The sequence below is a fragment of the Mycolicibacterium arenosum genome, from assembly GCF_024320865.1.
Classification (GTDB): Bacteria; Actinomycetota; Actinomycetes; order Mycobacteriales; family Mycobacteriaceae; genus Mycobacterium; species Mycobacterium arenosum.
Window position 1 is genome coordinate 1 of sequence record NZ_JANDBD010000010.1, and the last position, 14,034, is coordinate 14,034.

19 protein-coding genes and 1 pseudogene are annotated in these 14,034 nt (G+C 65.8%); 13 read left to right on the plus strand and 7 right to left on the minus strand.

What is annotated here, in order from left to right; all coding sequences use genetic code 11:
• Positions 1-429 precede the first annotated feature (429 nt).
• From NM203_RS22610 to NM203_RS22630, 4 genes are all read right to left on the minus strand, one after another.
• The gene (locus NM203_RS22610) at positions 430-729 is read right to left on the minus strand and encodes a type II toxin-antitoxin system PemK/MazF family toxin (protein WP_255062699.1); all 300 of its coding nucleotides are present in this window, start codon (positions 727-729) and stop codon (positions 430-432) included.
• Positions 726-962: a YlcI/YnfO family protein gene (locus tag NM203_RS22615; RefSeq protein ID WP_255062701.1), complete on the minus strand. Its 237-nt coding sequence runs from the start codon at positions 960-962 to the stop codon at positions 726-728. Before NM203_RS22615 ends, NM203_RS22610 begins: the two co-directional genes overlap by 4 nt.
• Before the next feature lie 218 nt (positions 963-1,180).
• On the minus strand, positions 1,181-1,285 hold the full coding sequence (locus NM203_RS22620; protein WP_255063032.1) for a hypothetical protein: 105 nt from the start codon (positions 1,283-1,285) through the stop codon (positions 1,181-1,183).
• A gap of 227 nt (positions 1,286-1,512) precedes the next feature.
• Positions 1,513-1,686, minus strand: a complete 174-nt coding sequence (locus NM203_RS22630; protein WP_255062702.1) for a DUF3297 family protein — start codon at positions 1,684-1,686, stop codon at positions 1,513-1,515.
• A 177-nt stretch (positions 1,687-1,863) separates the two neighbouring features.
• On the opposite strand from NM203_RS22630, the gene NM203_RS22635 reads away from it, so the two are divergent.
• The 3 genes from NM203_RS22635 (at position 1,864) to NM203_RS22645 (ending at position 4,371) form a co-directional block, all read left to right on the plus strand.
• Entirely contained in the window at positions 1,864-2,394 is a 531-nt protein-coding gene (locus NM203_RS22635; RefSeq protein WP_255062703.1) for a hypothetical protein, read from the plus strand.
• A 116-nt stretch (positions 2,395-2,510) separates the two neighbouring features.
• Complete coding sequence (locus NM203_RS22640; protein ID WP_255062704.1) at positions 2,511-3,389, plus strand: 1-acyl-sn-glycerol-3-phosphate acyltransferase; 879 nt, start codon at positions 2,511-2,513, stop codon at positions 3,387-3,389.
• A 34-nt stretch (positions 3,390-3,423) separates the two neighbouring features.
• The gene (locus tag NM203_RS22645) at positions 3,424-4,371 is read left to right on the plus strand and encodes a GlxA family transcriptional regulator (RefSeq protein WP_255062705.1); all 948 of its coding nucleotides are present in this window, start codon (positions 3,424-3,426) and stop codon (positions 4,369-4,371) included.
• 9 nt (positions 4,372-4,380) lie between these two features.
• Here NM203_RS22645 and NM203_RS22650 read toward each other — a convergent pair whose 3' ends face one another.
• Together NM203_RS22650 and NM203_RS22655 are read right to left on the minus strand one after the other, a co-directional pair.
• Positions 4,381-5,388: a zinc-dependent alcohol dehydrogenase family protein gene (locus NM203_RS22650; protein WP_255062706.1), complete on the minus strand. Its 1,008-nt coding sequence runs from the start codon at positions 5,386-5,388 to the stop codon at positions 4,381-4,383.
• Between the two features lie 228 nt (positions 5,389-5,616).
• Positions 5,617-6,090, minus strand: a complete 474-nt coding sequence (locus NM203_RS22655) for a MarR family winged helix-turn-helix transcriptional regulator (RefSeq protein WP_255062707.1) — start codon at positions 6,088-6,090, stop codon at positions 5,617-5,619.
• A gap of 22 nt (positions 6,091-6,112) precedes the next feature.
• Between NM203_RS22655 and NM203_RS22660 the strand changes: the two genes are divergently transcribed.
• Genes NM203_RS22660 through NM203_RS22680 form a run of 5 tightly spaced genes read left to right on the plus strand, consistent with a single transcriptional unit; the run spans position 6,113 to position 10,370 of the window.
• On the plus strand, positions 6,113-6,616 hold the full coding sequence (locus NM203_RS22660; RefSeq protein ID WP_255062708.1) for an SRPBCC family protein: 504 nt from the start codon (positions 6,113-6,115) through the stop codon (positions 6,614-6,616).
• Positions 6,617-6,619: 3 nt separating this feature from the next.
• Positions 6,620-7,267: a class I SAM-dependent methyltransferase gene (locus tag NM203_RS22665; RefSeq protein ID WP_255062710.1), complete on the plus strand. Its 648-nt coding sequence runs from the start codon at positions 6,620-6,622 to the stop codon at positions 7,265-7,267.
• Positions 7,268-7,325: 58 nt separating this feature from the next.
• Complete coding sequence (locus NM203_RS22670; protein ID WP_255062712.1) at positions 7,326-8,135, plus strand: LLM class F420-dependent oxidoreductase; 810 nt, start codon at positions 7,326-7,328, stop codon at positions 8,133-8,135.
• A 13-nt stretch (positions 8,136-8,148) separates the two neighbouring features.
• Positions 8,149-9,834, plus strand: coding sequence for a GMC family oxidoreductase (locus NM203_RS22675; protein WP_255062714.1), 1,686 nt, complete (start codon positions 8,149-8,151; stop codon positions 9,832-9,834).
• Between the two features lie 35 nt (positions 9,835-9,869).
• A complete protein-coding gene (locus tag NM203_RS22680) occupies positions 9,870-10,370 on the plus strand; it encodes a nitroreductase family deazaflavin-dependent oxidoreductase (RefSeq protein WP_255062715.1) in 501 nt (166 codons plus the stop codon).
• Positions 10,371-10,389: 19 nt separating this feature from the next.
• On the opposite strand, the gene NM203_RS22685 is transcribed toward NM203_RS22680, so the two are convergent.
• Positions 10,390-10,854, minus strand: a complete 465-nt coding sequence (locus NM203_RS22685) for an SRPBCC family protein (RefSeq protein WP_255062726.1) — start codon at positions 10,852-10,854, stop codon at positions 10,390-10,392.
• A 136-nt stretch (positions 10,855-10,990) separates the two neighbouring features.
• Between NM203_RS22685 and NM203_RS22690 the strand changes: the two genes are divergently transcribed.
• From NM203_RS22690 to NM203_RS33365, 5 genes and pseudogenes are all read left to right on the plus strand, one after another.
• Positions 10,991-11,380, plus strand: a complete 390-nt coding sequence (locus NM203_RS22690) for a hypothetical protein (RefSeq protein ID WP_255062730.1) — start codon at positions 10,991-10,993, stop codon at positions 11,378-11,380.
• Between the two features lie 47 nt (positions 11,381-11,427).
• Complete coding sequence (locus NM203_RS22695; protein WP_408633395.1) at positions 11,428-11,862, plus strand: guanyl-specific ribonuclease; 435 nt, start codon at positions 11,428-11,430, stop codon at positions 11,860-11,862.
• Positions 11,859-12,140, plus strand: coding sequence for a barstar family protein (locus NM203_RS22700; protein WP_255062731.1), 282 nt, complete (start codon positions 11,859-11,861; stop codon positions 12,138-12,140). Before NM203_RS22695 ends, NM203_RS22700 begins: the two co-directional genes overlap by 4 nt.
• Before the next feature lie 327 nt (positions 12,141-12,467).
• Positions 12,468-12,752 (plus strand): hypothetical protein, encoded by a 285-nt coding sequence (locus NM203_RS22705; RefSeq protein WP_255062732.1) that lies wholly within the window; start codon positions 12,468-12,470, stop codon positions 12,750-12,752.
• Positions 12,753-13,256: 504 nt separating this feature from the next.
• A pseudogene (locus NM203_RS33365) lies at positions 13,257-14,006 on the plus strand (PE-PPE domain-containing protein); the annotation flags it as partial.
• Between the last annotated feature and the right edge of the window lie 28 nt (positions 14,007-14,034).

Genomic DNA, 14,034 nt, shown 5'->3' on the forward strand with positions numbered 1-14,034 from the left:
GCCGGGCGCGGAAGCAGGGTTGCCCCAGATTCAATGAGAAACGTCGCGATCGAAATTCTCATCCAATCTGGGGCAATGCAGGTCAGACTAGTAAATGTGCCCCAGATTCAATGAGAACGGACAGCGGACGTGAAGGGACACGGTCGATCACGCCGCCATGCGGATCGTCACGGGCGGGCCCGGCCAGCGGACGACTGGATGACGACTCCGTGCGCATGGGACCGGATCGGTGTCACAGTCGGAGATCGACCGTATGGCGACAGTTCGGATCGGACCACGCGTCATCCGCAAGCGGCCCGCATCGCCGCAGCACCGAATTGTGCCGATAAGCCACATTATGTCAAGTTGACCAGTTCTCGGTGACGTGCACCGAAAGCTCGCCCGTGGTAGCCCTTTGGCGCTCGCCTATCGGCGCCGATCCCTTGCTTTTCAGTCGAGATCGAACGCCTGCCGTATCGCCGTTGTCAGCGATTCCTCTTGATCAGGAAGAAAGAACCCGATCTGGCGGCCCAGTGCCGCAACCGGGATCGTGAAGATGTTGTCGACGCTGACGACGGAATCTTTCTCGAGCCCGTTACGCACACCTACTGGAACTTCGGTCGACAGGCCGCGAACTGTTCCGGTGATCGGTGCCACGGTGACCCTCGTTAGGTGGGGTCGCACGAGCTCCCGAGTCAGAATCAGGACCGGCCGAGCCTTATCAAGCTGCGCGACGTGAATTGGCCTCAATCGAAATCCAGTTCGAAGGTGGAGGTATGAGCAGCGAGTTCATCGAAGTCGTCGTCCGCCGTGGTGCGCTTGGCGAGAATCTCCGCATCGCGGGCAGCGATCAGCCGGCGCCGCTCGCGTTCGAGCGCCTTGAGTACGAATGATGCGCGGCTCTCGACGTGCCGCTGTTCCACTTCCCCATCGATGAAATCGACGACTTCGTCCGGAAGCCGAACGGCGATCTGCCTGCTCATAGCGAGATGGTACCGATACGGGATGCGGAACGCTACCGCTGATTGCTGTATGTGACGCTCGCGCGACTGAACGGGTCCGCTCGCCTAACGCACGACTGGCTCTCAGCGAAGCGAGCCCCAACCAAGCTGGTCTTATGCACTTCCCTGCTGCGGGAAAGTGCGGGTACTCCTTTGCATCTCAATAGTTTTGAGAATGCAGTACTCAACGAGGCTGGCCACTAGAGGTCCAGGACGAAACGCAGTGCTTGGTGAATCGCGTGCATCTGTTCTCGACTAATCGGTCCCTGGCGAGATGACAGTCGTTCGGTGGAGACCACTCGCAGTTGATTGCAGAGCGATCAACTGACAGCGGCGCTGAGCTCGTCGATCTGTTGCGGTGTCAACTGCACTTCAGCGGCAGCCATATTCTCTTCCAGATGCGTACGGCGCGATGTGCCAGGGATGGGGAGCATCGCCGGTGAGAGGTGTAACAGCGATATGGCTGACCGTCGTCGAGGCCCGACGCAGTAGGCCCGTCTGATCCGGTGTTCGGCTAGTGACCCAAAAGCATTCAGCGAAAGTACGGTTCGACGGTGCCAGGGAGCTTGACCACCATGGGATCTCCGCGGCGATCCTCGGCGGTGGGGACTTCAACACGCACCCAACCCGCTTCCGCGTTGCAAGCGCTGCGCGGATTGATGGATAGCTGGTTCGGCGGAACGTCTGTGTTCCAATCCTCGGACATGATGGCCTTCGTTTGAATGCTGCGTCAGGTGCTCGGATTGTTCTCGGAAAATCTACGCGACCCTGTAGCCGCGGGTGGCGGGCCCCTGATTGCGATGTCGATTACCGGGAACCCCACTCACACCGGCCCCGTCAATCGACGAGTGCGCGACACTCCTACGAAGAAGAGGGCCCCCTCATGACCAATGCATCCGACCGGGAACGGTCCGGCTCCACTCCCACCGATGCCTGCGCAGAGTTGGAGGTCGATCACGCTGCGCTGGACGAGCCGCGCGGTGAGTGGCAGGCGGCACTGGAAACGGCGGCGCGGGCTGACAGCCACCTCGCCCTCGTGCTGGAGCGGCTGGAGGCCAATGCCGAACGGCGCACCGCCGACGAGGCCGCGCTGCAAGCCGCGGTCGACCAGCAGGCCGAACTCAAGCGTGCGATCAAGACGTCAGCTGAGCAGCGGGAGACGCTACGCAAGGCGCGAAGCAAGGCCCAGCGCGAGGCGCAGGAGGCGCGTAAACGAGCCCAGGCCGCAGAAGCCACGTACGACGAGGCCCTCCTCGTCGAGGTACTGGCCGCGCAGAAGAGCAAGGACCTGTCCGCGTCCGAAGACCGGCCCCTGGCAGGTCACGAGGACGCCGATGCAGCGGCAGCACCGATCGCGGAGTCCACGGCTCAGAAGACGGCCGCGGCCGTGACGGCACGCAACGCGGGCGCGTAGGCCCGCCGTTCGACGCTGTCAGCGTTTGCTGTTCGAACGCCGACCGCGCCGCCGACCGATGCGGCATCATCGAACCGACAGCGGGATCCGTACCCGCACATCCGTCGGAAGGTCCCATGAGCGAGTCGGAAGCAGAGTCCCGCGCAGACGTCGAGAATCTCGCCGACGCGCTGTTGGCTGCGGTGGAGGAGACTGCTGGTACCGACGGCGCGGCGAACACGGACGGTCCCGACCTCGTCGGCTCCGCCGCGTTCACACTCCGCCGACTGGCGATCGAGTTCGTTCGGCGCTACAACCGCCTCGAGGTCAGCACCGGACCGGAGCCGATTACCGAACAGGTTCTCTTCGTGGCCAACCACGGATTCGGCGGGATCTTCGATCTCAACGTCTTCGCGGTCGGGGCCGCCTTCGAGCAACTCGAGCTCGATCGAGACGTCACCATCCTGACCCACGAGTTGGCGTGGACGCTCGGGGTGGGTCGATTGATCGAGCCCATCGGCGCACGACCGGCGAGTCGCGAATCCGCCGCGGAGGCGTTCGACCGCGGTGACCACGTCGCCGTGTTCCCCGGTGGCGACATCGACGCCGCCAAGGCGTGGGACGAGAGGAACCGCATCAAGTTTGACGGCCGAATCGGCTTCGCCCGGTTGGCAATCGACGCGGGCGTACCGATCGTGCCGATCGTGACCGCCGGAGCGGGCGAGTCGCTGTTCGTGATCTCCAGCGGGGAGCGCCTGGCTCGTGCGATGCGTCTGGACAAACTGTTCCGGGTGAAGTCGGCACCCGTCAGCGTGTCGCTGCCATGGGGGCTCAACATCGGCGCTGTGGGCATGCTGCCGTATCTGCCGTTGCCCACCAAGTTGACCACCCGAGTTCTTCCGGCGATGCCGGCCACCGACGGCGAGGCAGTCGAGCAGTACGCCGCCCGCGTCGAAGCGGCCATGCAGAGCGCGCTCAGCGACATGACCGCTCAGAGAACGCCCCTGATCGGGTGACCCGATCCGCCGGTGGTACGGCCTCGTTCGAGTGATGCAGCGACCGCATCAGGTGGTGGTCCTCGTGCTCGACGGGGCGCTCCCGCTGGACGTCGGGATCCCGGCGGAGGTGTTTCATCCGGAGACGGGATTTCCCTACGAGGTGTCGGCTTGCGGGGTCACCGCCGGAACGGTGCCGTCCAACGGCGGTTTCGGCTACGCCGTTCCGCGCGGCCTCGATGCACTGGCCGACGCGGACACGATCGTCGTCCCCGGATACGCCCCGTCGGGTCGGCCGATCCCGGTGGCAGTGCACGATGCACTCCGCAGCGCCGCCTCCCGAGGGGTTCGCATCGCGTCGATCTGCTACGGGGCGTTCGCCCTCGCGGAGGCCGGCCTGCTCGACGGCCTGCGAGCGACGACGCACTGGGATGCGGCGGAGAAGCTCGCGGAGCGGCATCCGCAGATCACGGTCGAGCCGAACGTCCTCTTCGTCGACGAGGGATCCATCCTGACCTCGGCGGGCGCCGCCGCCGGCCTCGATCTGTGCCTGCACATCGTTCGCTGCGACCTGGGCGTGAGCGCGGCGAACGAGATCGCACGCGGACTCGTCACCGCGCCCTACCGGTCCGGGGGTCAGGCCCAGTACCTGCCGAAGGCCCACTCGGCCGCCCATGGCGACACCCTTGCCGCGACGCGCGAATGGGCCATGGCGCGGCTCGACCAGCAGCTCACGATCGCGGGACTCGCCGCGCACGCGCGGATGTCGCCTCGCACGTTCCTGCGCCGCTTCGCCGAAGAGACCGGCAGCACCCCGCTGCAGTGGATCCTTCGCGCGCGGGTCGACACCGCCCGCGAACTCCTGGAGAGCACGAGGTTGTCGATCGACCGCATCGCCGAACAGGTCGGCCTGGGAACCGGATCGAACCTGCGACTGCATTTTCGCCGGCTCCTGGATGTGTCCCCCTCGGAGTACCGCGCGACCTTCTCCGGGCGGAATTGACAACCGCCGCTACGGGATTCGAGGAGGAAGCGCAACGGTATCGCCCGCCACGTCGATCGCGACCTTGCCGCGCAGGGCGTACGACCGTCGGTTCTCCAGGAGTTCATGGGCCTCGCCCGTTCGCGCGAGCGGAAGAGTCGCGCCGATCACCGGCTGCACGAGACCGCGCTCGACCAGGGTGGTGAGCGCGTCCAGCTTGCCGCGGTTCTGTCGGGTGAAGACGAAGTGATAGGCGGCGTTCCTACCCCACGCCTCGATGAGGTTCTGCGGCTGCGCGATGTCGACGATGCTGACGACGCGTCCGGCGTCGGCCAGCGCCAGCGGGCTTCGCGTGAGCGCGTCGCCGCCGATCGTGTCGAAGACGACGTCGACCCCCTCGCCTCGCGTCATCTCGGCCACGGCGTCGACGTAGTCGGTCGAGGTGTAGTCGATCGCCGCGTCCGCTCCGAGCGAGCGCACGAACTCGTGGTCTGCTGCTTTCGCCGTGGTGAGCACCCTTGCGCCCATCGCGTTCGCGATCTGGATGGCGATCGTGCCGACACCGCCCGTGCCGCCGTGGACCAGGACCGTCTCCCCCACGGTGAGCTGAGCCCGCGTCACCAGGGCCTCCCAGACCGTTCCGCCGACGAGAGTCAGGCTCGCCGCCTCCAGGTGACTGATGTTCTCCGGCTTCCGGCCGACGAGATCGACGTCGGCGACGTGCTGCTCGGCGTAGGAGCCGGGGCCGCCGAAGATCTGGGGCGTGTAGTACACCGCATCGCCGGCGTGGAACTCGGTCACGTGCGTTCCGACCTCTTCGATCACGCCGGAGATGTCATGCCCGATGATCGCCGGGAGCGGCACCAGATCTGCGTAGTCTCCGCGACGGATCTGATAGTCGAGCGGGTTGACGGCGGTCGCATGAACGCGCACCCGTACCTGGCGGGGTCCGACCGGCGGTACGGAGACCTCGCGCAGCTCGAAAGCGTCGGCCCCTCCGAAACGGGCGAGGACGACGGCTTTCATCGAATCAGTCATATCGGTGTTCCTCATCGGGGTTCCGGGTTCGCGACGCGCCGAGACGCGGCGGCTCCCTCCCAGTGTCACGCGTACGATCCGCGAGCTCCAGTGGCAGCAATGCCAATATCCGCGAGGATAGTGACACGCCGGTCGCGCCGTGCGGAGGTCGACGGAACTGGTCAACCTCTGTCATCGCACGTGAAAAGCATTGTTGTGCAACATGATTCGCGCGATGCAACGAGCCATTCAGCGATGGGGCACCTGGGACGGTGCTAGTTCGACGCGAACGTCGTGGAATGCGGTGATCACAGCCGTCATCGCACTGAGGGCCGCCTTGCGGTCGCGATGTGACAGTGCGTCGGTGGCTGCTGACACGCGCTCGCCGAGCGGACGGTAAACCCTGGCGAACGCCTCGAATGTCGCAGGCTGCAGTTCGATTCCAGTAGCCCGCCGGTCCCCCGGTACGGACACGCGCGCCGCATAGCCGGCGTCGGCGAGTCGGTCGATCAACGCGGTCACCGCGGGCCGGGTCAAGCCGAGTTGATCTGCCAGCGCCGAGGCGCCCAGCGGGCCGTGTTCGAGCAGGTTGAGCGCCCGCAAGTCACTGCGCCCCAACCCGAGAGCGGCGCATGCGGCCTCGTCGAACTGGTCCATGGCGCGCGCAAGATCACGGCATGCGTCCAACAGTGAGACGTGCGGTTGCGAATCAGAGCCTGACATGATTCGATCATCTCATCATTAAGTGATCGAAGCGAATGGACCGGCGATGAAGTGGACCGAGAGCATCGTGGTGGCCCGCCCACGGGAGCAGGTACACGCCGCGATCGCCGACGAACACCGGCTGATGGAGTGGTCGGCGTGGCCGAAGGCCACCGGCTTCAGCTGCGCCGTGGACGGCGACGGTACATCCATCGGCTCGGCGATCGTCTTCCGCGACCGTGCTGGCACCGAGCAGGGCCGACAACTCCTCACCCGCGTCGCGACCGACCGGGTTGAATACCGACTGCGGAACAGGGGCCCCTTCGGGCGGGAGATGACTCCCGAGGTCGATTTTCGGCTCGAGGCCCTCGACGACACCCGCACCCGTGTTCACCTCGACTTCCGGGCCGCGGCCCCGCTCCCACCCGGAGCGCGACACCTTGCCGAAGCCATCCTCGGGCGAAGGGTCCGGCGCCTGCACGTCGAAGACCTCGAAGGGCTCAAGGCCCACGTGGAGACGAGCCGGCCCCGCGAGCCGGAGAAATGAGACGTGTCCGAGCGACGAGACCGTTGGAACCACAACATCCACTACTACGACATCGTGTTGGACGCCGCCACGTCGACCGCGCGGACTGCGCTCGACGTCGGCACCGGTGACGGTCTCCTGGCGGTTCGCCTCGCCGAGAAGGTCCCGGAGGTCACCGGCATCGACTCCGACGCCGACGTCATCGCTTGCGCTCGATCCAGCACGTCTGCGAACGTCACCTGGGTAACCGGCGACGTCCTGACCTGCGAACTGCCCGCGGCGCACTACGACCTCGTGGCCGCGGTCGCGACCGTACACCACCTCCCCGATCTCTCAGCCGGCTTCGAACGCCTCGCCTGCCTCACCGCCGCTGGCGGCACCCTGGTCGTAATCGGCTGCGCCCGCAGTTCTTCCGTCCATGACTACGCACTCGACATCGTCGGCGCCGTGCAGCACCAGGTGTTCTCCCGCATCCGCGGCTACTGGCAGCACACTGCCCCAGTGCAGATGCACTTTCCCCACACCTACGCCGAGGTCGAGCAGATCGCCACAGCGGTACTTCCCGGCATGAGGTGGCGCCGGCTACCGCTGTGGCGATACGCGGTCACCTGGCGGAAACCCGGCGGTCCTGGGATGAGTTGGGCGCAAACAGGATCCGCCGCTCCGGAATAAACCCTGCACCCGCGAACTTGGCTCAAGGGTCGCCCTTTCCCGACTCAGGAGCATCTCCATGACCCGTCCCGTTCGCGTCGCCGTTCAGATCCAGCCCGGCGGCACCCCCGACTACGCCACGTGGCGCGACGCCGTGCTGGCCGCCGACGACCTCGGCGTCGACGTGATCTTCGGCTATGACCACTTCCACCGCCCGGCGATGAAGGGCATCGTCGACGGCAAGCCCGTTCTGTTCGACGACCAACCCGACGTCGCCAACTTCGAGGGCTGGACCGCGCTCGCATCGTGGGGCGAGATCACCTCGCACGCCGAGATCGGGCTGCTGGTCACCGGCGTGGGCTACCGCAACGCTGACCTGCTCGCTGACATGGCACGCACCGTCGATCACATCAGCGGTGGCCGGCTCATTTTGGGGCTCGGCGCGGGATGGTACGAAAAGGACTACACCACTTACGGTTACGAGTTCGGCACCTTCGGCTCCCGCTTCGATCTGTTCGACGAGAGCCTGATCCGCATCGAGAACCGGCTCGCCGCCTTGATCCCGCCACCAGTGCGCAAGGTACCGATTCTCATCGGCGGCACGGGCCCCAAGCGCTCGCTGCCGGCCGTCGCCAGACACGCCGACATCTGGCACGCGTTTCAGGACCTCGACGCGTTCCGCAGGTCCAGCGACCGCGTCGACGAACTGGCGGCGACGTTCGGCCGCAGCGGTGCCGACATCGAACGATCGACGCTCTGGGAGAACGCCGATAGCGCCGAGGCCTTCCGCGATGCGGGCGTCACGCTGTTCCAGACCGAACTCACTGCGGACAACGGTTACGACCTGAGCTCGCTCAAGGAGGTTGTCACGTGGCGTGACAACGGGTGATTACGATGCCGGAATGAGCCCCGTCGCCGAGTACGACTTCGTCATCGTGGGCGCGGGCAGTGCGGGCTGTCTACTCGCCAATAGGCTCAGTGCGAACCCCGATCACCGTGTGCTGCTGGTCGAGGCCGGCGGCAGCGACGACTGGTTCTGGATCAAGATTCCGGTGGGCTATCTGTACACGATCGCCAACCCACGTACCGACTGGTGCTTCACGACCGAGGCCGACCCCGGTCTAGCCGGCCGCAGCATCCTCTACGCGCGGGGCCGGGTGATCGGCGGGTCATCGTCGATCAACGCCATGATCCACATGCGCGGCCAGGCCAGCGATTACGAGCTGTGGGCGCAAGCCACCGGCGACGAACGATGGCTGTGGGGTGGCCCCGACGGTGCTGGCGAAACCCTGTCGATCTACAAGGAGTTGGAACACTACTTCGGCGGAGCCGACGAGTGGCACGGCACCGATGGCGAGATTCGCGTCGAGCGGCCGCGGGTGCGGTGGAGGATCTTGGACGCCTGGCAGACCGCCGCCGCCGAGATGGGCATCGCCCCGATCGAGGAGTTCAATCGGGGAGACAACGCGGGCAGTGCGTACTTCCACGTCAACCAACGGCGTGGCCGGCGCTGGTCGATGGCCGATGCCTTCCTGCATCCCGTCGCCCACCGACCGAATCTGACCGTCTACACCCGCACTCAGGCCGTGCAGCTGCTGACGGACGACCAGGTCCACGACGATCAGCGCCGCGGTGCCTGGATCACCGCTCAGCGCCGCGCCACCGGCGTACGTCTGCTCAAAGACGGCCAGATGATCGACGTCCGGGCCCGCCGGGAGGTGATCCTGAGCGCCGGAGCGATCGGGTCGCCACAGCTCATGCAGGCGTCGGGTCTCGGCCCGGCCGGGCTGCTCACCGAGCATCAGGTGCCGGTCGTCGTCGATCTGCCGGGGGTGGGCGAGAATCTCCAGGACCACCTGCAGCTGCGAACCGTCTACCGGGTGCGGGGCGCCCGGACCGTCAACACGCTGTACCGGAACTGGATCACCCGTGCCGGCATGGGACTTCAGTACCTGCTGCTGCGATCCGGCCCCATGACCATGCCGCCGTCCACGCTGGGCGCCTTCGCCAAGAGCGATCCCGAGTTGTCCAGTCCCGATTTGGAATGGCATGTCCAGCCCTTATCGCTGGCCAAGTTCGGCGAGCCCCTGCATCGCTTCGGAGCCATCACCCCCTCGGTGTGCAATCTGCGACCCAGCTCGCGTGGCCACGTGCGGATCGCCAGCGCAGATCCGCTGAGCAACCCGAAGATCTCCTGTAACTACCTGTCGACGGACGCCGATCGTGACATCGCCGTGCGCGGCCTCCGCATGACCCGGCAGATCATGGCGGCTCCATCGCTCGCCCGGTACCGCCCGGAGGAGGTGCTTCCCGGCCCACAACTGGTGAGCGACGACGACCTGCAGAACGCAGCCCGTGAACTCGGCACCACCATCTTCCATCCGGTGGGGACCTGTGCAATGGGAGCCTTTGACGCGCAGGGTGTTCCGCGGTCAGCCGCCACGGTGCTCGACACCGATTGCCGCGTGCACCGCGTGGCCGGCCTTCGAGTGGTCGATGCGTCGGCGATGCCCGCCATCACGTCCGGGAACACCAACGCGCCGGTGATGCTGATCGCGGAGCGCGCTGCGCGGGCGATCCTGCGCTAGCCGGAACCCGTGCCCGGTGCAGTAACGTCGCGGCCATGGGCATCCCCGAGGTCGAACCGACAGCGCCGTCGCCGTTGTTCAAGGCGGGCGCCAAGGTGATGAGCACCGAGGCCGCGCGCCGATTTCTCAAGCGCTACGGCTGGCGTATCGACCGAGCCGTCATCAAACTGACGAACGGTCACGTGTCCATGTCGCTCGTCCTTCCCGAAGTGCTGCTCACCCACATTGGCGCGAAAACGGGCGCGCAGCGCAGCACACCGCTGACGTACTTCACCGACCGCGGTCGGATTATCACCGTCGCCTCCAACTATGGAGGCGAGCGCCACCCCGCCTGGTACCACAACGTCAAGGCCCATCCCCGCGTGACACTGTCGGCGCGCGGCTACTCGGGCACCTTCATCGCCGAGGTGATGAGCGGTGCCGAGCGCGACCGACTGTTCGACCTCGCCAAGAGGTTCGTTCCGAACTACGCCGACTACGAGAAGATGGCGGGCGGGCGGCGCATTCCGGTTGTCGCGTTCACCGAGGAGACGTAGAAATCGGCGACTCCCACCGTCAGGATGTCGCCTCGGCCGCGAGTCGGCCGAGCGTGTCATCCAACTGATCCTCGGTGACCAACGGGAACTTGACCTTCTCCAACAGTTTCTTGTCGGTGACCTTCGACCAGTCGTACGTGTGGCGAACCAGCGTCTCGTCGGGGCCCTGAGACTCCAACTCCCACAACCACTCCCAGCCGGGTGGCTCGGTGCCCGCCGGTGCGGTCTTCCACGCGAGCAGCTTGTCCTTCGCGTACCCGGACACGTGGTTGTCGGTCTTGTACTCGCCACCCATGTGTTCGCCCTGCATGTTCATCGTGAACACCTGACCTACTTCCTGAATCCGATCGGCGTGGTCCACGCTCCGAACGAAGCCCGAGCCGTCGAGCGCCTGGTGCCGCTCGGGATTGGACAGGACATCGAAAACCGCGTCCACGCTCGCCGGGATGGTTCGTTCGACAGTGACTTTCTGGGTTTCGCTCATGTCCTCCTGCTTGCCCGTGCAGACTCCACGCGAAACGTGGCCCTGCGTTCCGACGGGGACGTACTTCTTGGGATCGGTAGGTCGCGAGCGGGTGTGTAGTTCTGTCCATAACAGCTACCGAAGGAGAAACCCGACCATGATCTCGACGCGTCGTATGCGGCGACTCATCGCCGTCACCGCTTTGGCAGGCGCCGGAGCCCTGACGAGTGTGGTGGGCCTGCCCGCGACCGCCCAGGCCGACCCCGGCAGAGCGACGGGGCCTTTCACCTGGTGCCCTGGTCAGTATCAGGGGTTCGCAGGCTCGGGTTCCGGGCGGCCGAACTGGGACTGGAACGTGTGCCACACCTACTGGTGGATGTACGGCGAGCCCGGCGGCAACGTCGCAGACAGCGTCTGGGAGGGTGCCCTTCCGCCGGCGGAGATCCCCTTGGAGAACCTCTCTCGGCCGCCGATCAACTGTGGCCTGTTCTTCTGCCAGGATCCCGGCGGTCGGTACACGGTCGATCCGCGTCTGCCCCAGCCCTGACCGGATTAGACGGTCACCGGTCTGCACCGTCAGGCCATGATGGACGGGTGACTCGACGCACGTCCACGCTGATCGCGCTCTGCGTGTTCGCGGTGATCATCGCCGGGTGGCTGGTGACACGCACGACGGCGCCGCCGTCGTCGTCTCCCGACGCGACCACGACGAGCGCCGGCGTGCCAACCTGTCCCCTTTCGACCCTGCCGCCCGAGGTGGCCGATACCGTCGATGCGATCGCGACCAACGGACCGTTTCCGTTTCCGCGCAACGACGGTGTGGTGTTCGGCAACCGAGAAGGCCACCTACCCGCCGAGGAGCGCGGTTATTACCACGAGTACACCGTGCCGACCCCCGGTGCTTCGAACCGGTCGACGCGACGGGTGGTCACCGGCGGGTTGCCGCTGACCGATCCTGCCGAGTACTTCTACACCGGCGACCACTACGACTCCTTCTGCCTCGTCAGCGGCATCGAGGGGCAGTCGTGAAACCGAAGGTCTACCGCCTCGACGGTCGAAAGATCAAGTCGGTCAAGGACTTCTACCGCGAGATCGGCCGGTCCGTGAACGGACGCGGTGGATACTTCGGTGCGAACCTCGACGCGCTGGCCGATTGTCTGCGCGGCGGATTCGGAACGCCGGACGATCGGCCTTTCGAAGTCGATTGGGACCACAGCGAGTCGTCACAGCGACACCTGGGCGGCGCGTTTGTCGACGCGGTGGTCGAGGTCTTCGACGAGGAGGGAATCACGCTCAGGCTGAGGTGAGCTAGGACTGAGCAGGCTTGGCTCGATTGGACAAACCCGCGCCGACGAGCTTCACGATCTCGGTTCCCGCTCGGTCAGCCGCACCGCTTCGCGAGGGCGTCGGCCTGCGCCGAGCACCGTAGCGCCGACCCCCTCTTTCCCTGTCGGCGATATGCGAGTGCAGCCTGAGCCGCCGCGCCACGGCAGCGATGAGATCGCCGAGTTGGCTGAATTCCTCCGACAGAAAGGATAATTCGGCCGCATCACCGTCTCGAACGACGTGTCCGAGGCGCGCGGCCGGCATGACCCTCGGCCCCTCGACGACCGACTCGAGAGCGCGCAGGCGAGATGCCACAGTCGCTCCGCGGTTCCGTCATCCACCGGTCCATCGAGCACCGCCCTCAACAGGGACGCGGTTTCAGGCAGCGACAGGGGCGCGAGGGTGAGTCGGGTGAACTCGCCGACGCTCCAGAGGTCGTGTGTCGACGGTGCAGTCGGTTCACCGTCTCGAACGGTGAGAATCACCGCCGCCGCATCGCGTTGCACCAGCTGGTGTACGACGAACATCGACAGATCGTCGAGCAGGTGGACGTCATCGACTCCCAGAACAACCCTGCTGCCGGATCCCGTTGAACCGGGATGGCCTGAGCCAACGACGTTCCCACGGTCCACTGCGTTCGGTAGCCCCGTGACTCGGCTGCCGACAGAGCCTCACGGGCGACGCGACTCTTGCCCACGACCGACGCACCGCTGACGACGACGCCCGCGCCGGCGGCCCCGCGACGCGGTGAATCCGCTCGGTTCCGCAGCGCTTAAGTGGTTCCCACAACCGACGGCGGGATTGCGGTGGTCCGGTACTGAGGTCGTCGGTTCGTCGCGGATCGACGATGTCCTCGCAGAACCAGTCGAGCCAAACGGAGGATGGCGATGAGAATTTCCATGTGCATCGGAAGGGTCGGAGTGCTTGCGTTCGTGCTCGGGCTCGGAACTGCGGCGATCGCGCCGAACGCGGCTATCGCGGAGGCAAATGACTCTACGGCCCTGATCCTGTGCGGCAGCACGTGTCCCACCCCCGATGAGTACTGGATGGAGTCCGTCCGCGCCAAGTACCTCGCACCCACGCATCCCGGTCAGGACATGGACTACGTCGCGGTCACGACGCCCGAGGAGTACTGGCCGGTCACGGGAGTGTTCCGGCTTCTCGGGGCCGCGATCGGTGACCAGGGGATCTGGGGACCGGGTGGTGCAGGGTGGCCGGATCAACCGTGGTGGAAGCTGTCGGGGCTCTTCGACCGCACGATCGATCAGTCGATTCAGGCGGGGGTGGCTGACCTCGAGGCCGCGATGACGAGTTATGAGAACGAGCACCTGGTGATCTACGGCTACTCCCAGGGAGCGGCCATTGCGGTCATCGAGAAGCGCAGGCTCGCCGCGCAGTACCCGGTGGGAACGGTGGCACCCGACATCGACTTCGTACTCGGCGGCGACACCAACCTTCCCAACGGCGGGCTCAACGCCCGGTTCCCCGGGCTGTACATCCCGTTCCTCGATCTGACCTTCAACGGGCCCGAGCCCACCGACACCCAGTTCCAGACCGATGTCATCACTCGCCAGTACGACGGTGCCGCCGACTTCCCGCTCTATCCGCTGAACGTAATAGCCAGTCTGAACGCAGTGCTGGGTTTCCTTTTCCTGCACCCGAATCCGTTCGATTTCGCCCTTCCAGAGGACCCCCAATCGTCTCCGGCGTTTCAGGGAACCCATGGCGACACCAGCTACTACTTCATCGAGACCCGAGACCTACCGCTGTTCGCGCCGCTGCGCATGCTTGGAGTCTCGGAGCCCTTGATCGACGTCGTCGAGCCGTTCTTCCGGGCCATCGTCGAACTGGGCTACGACCGCAGTATCCCGCCCT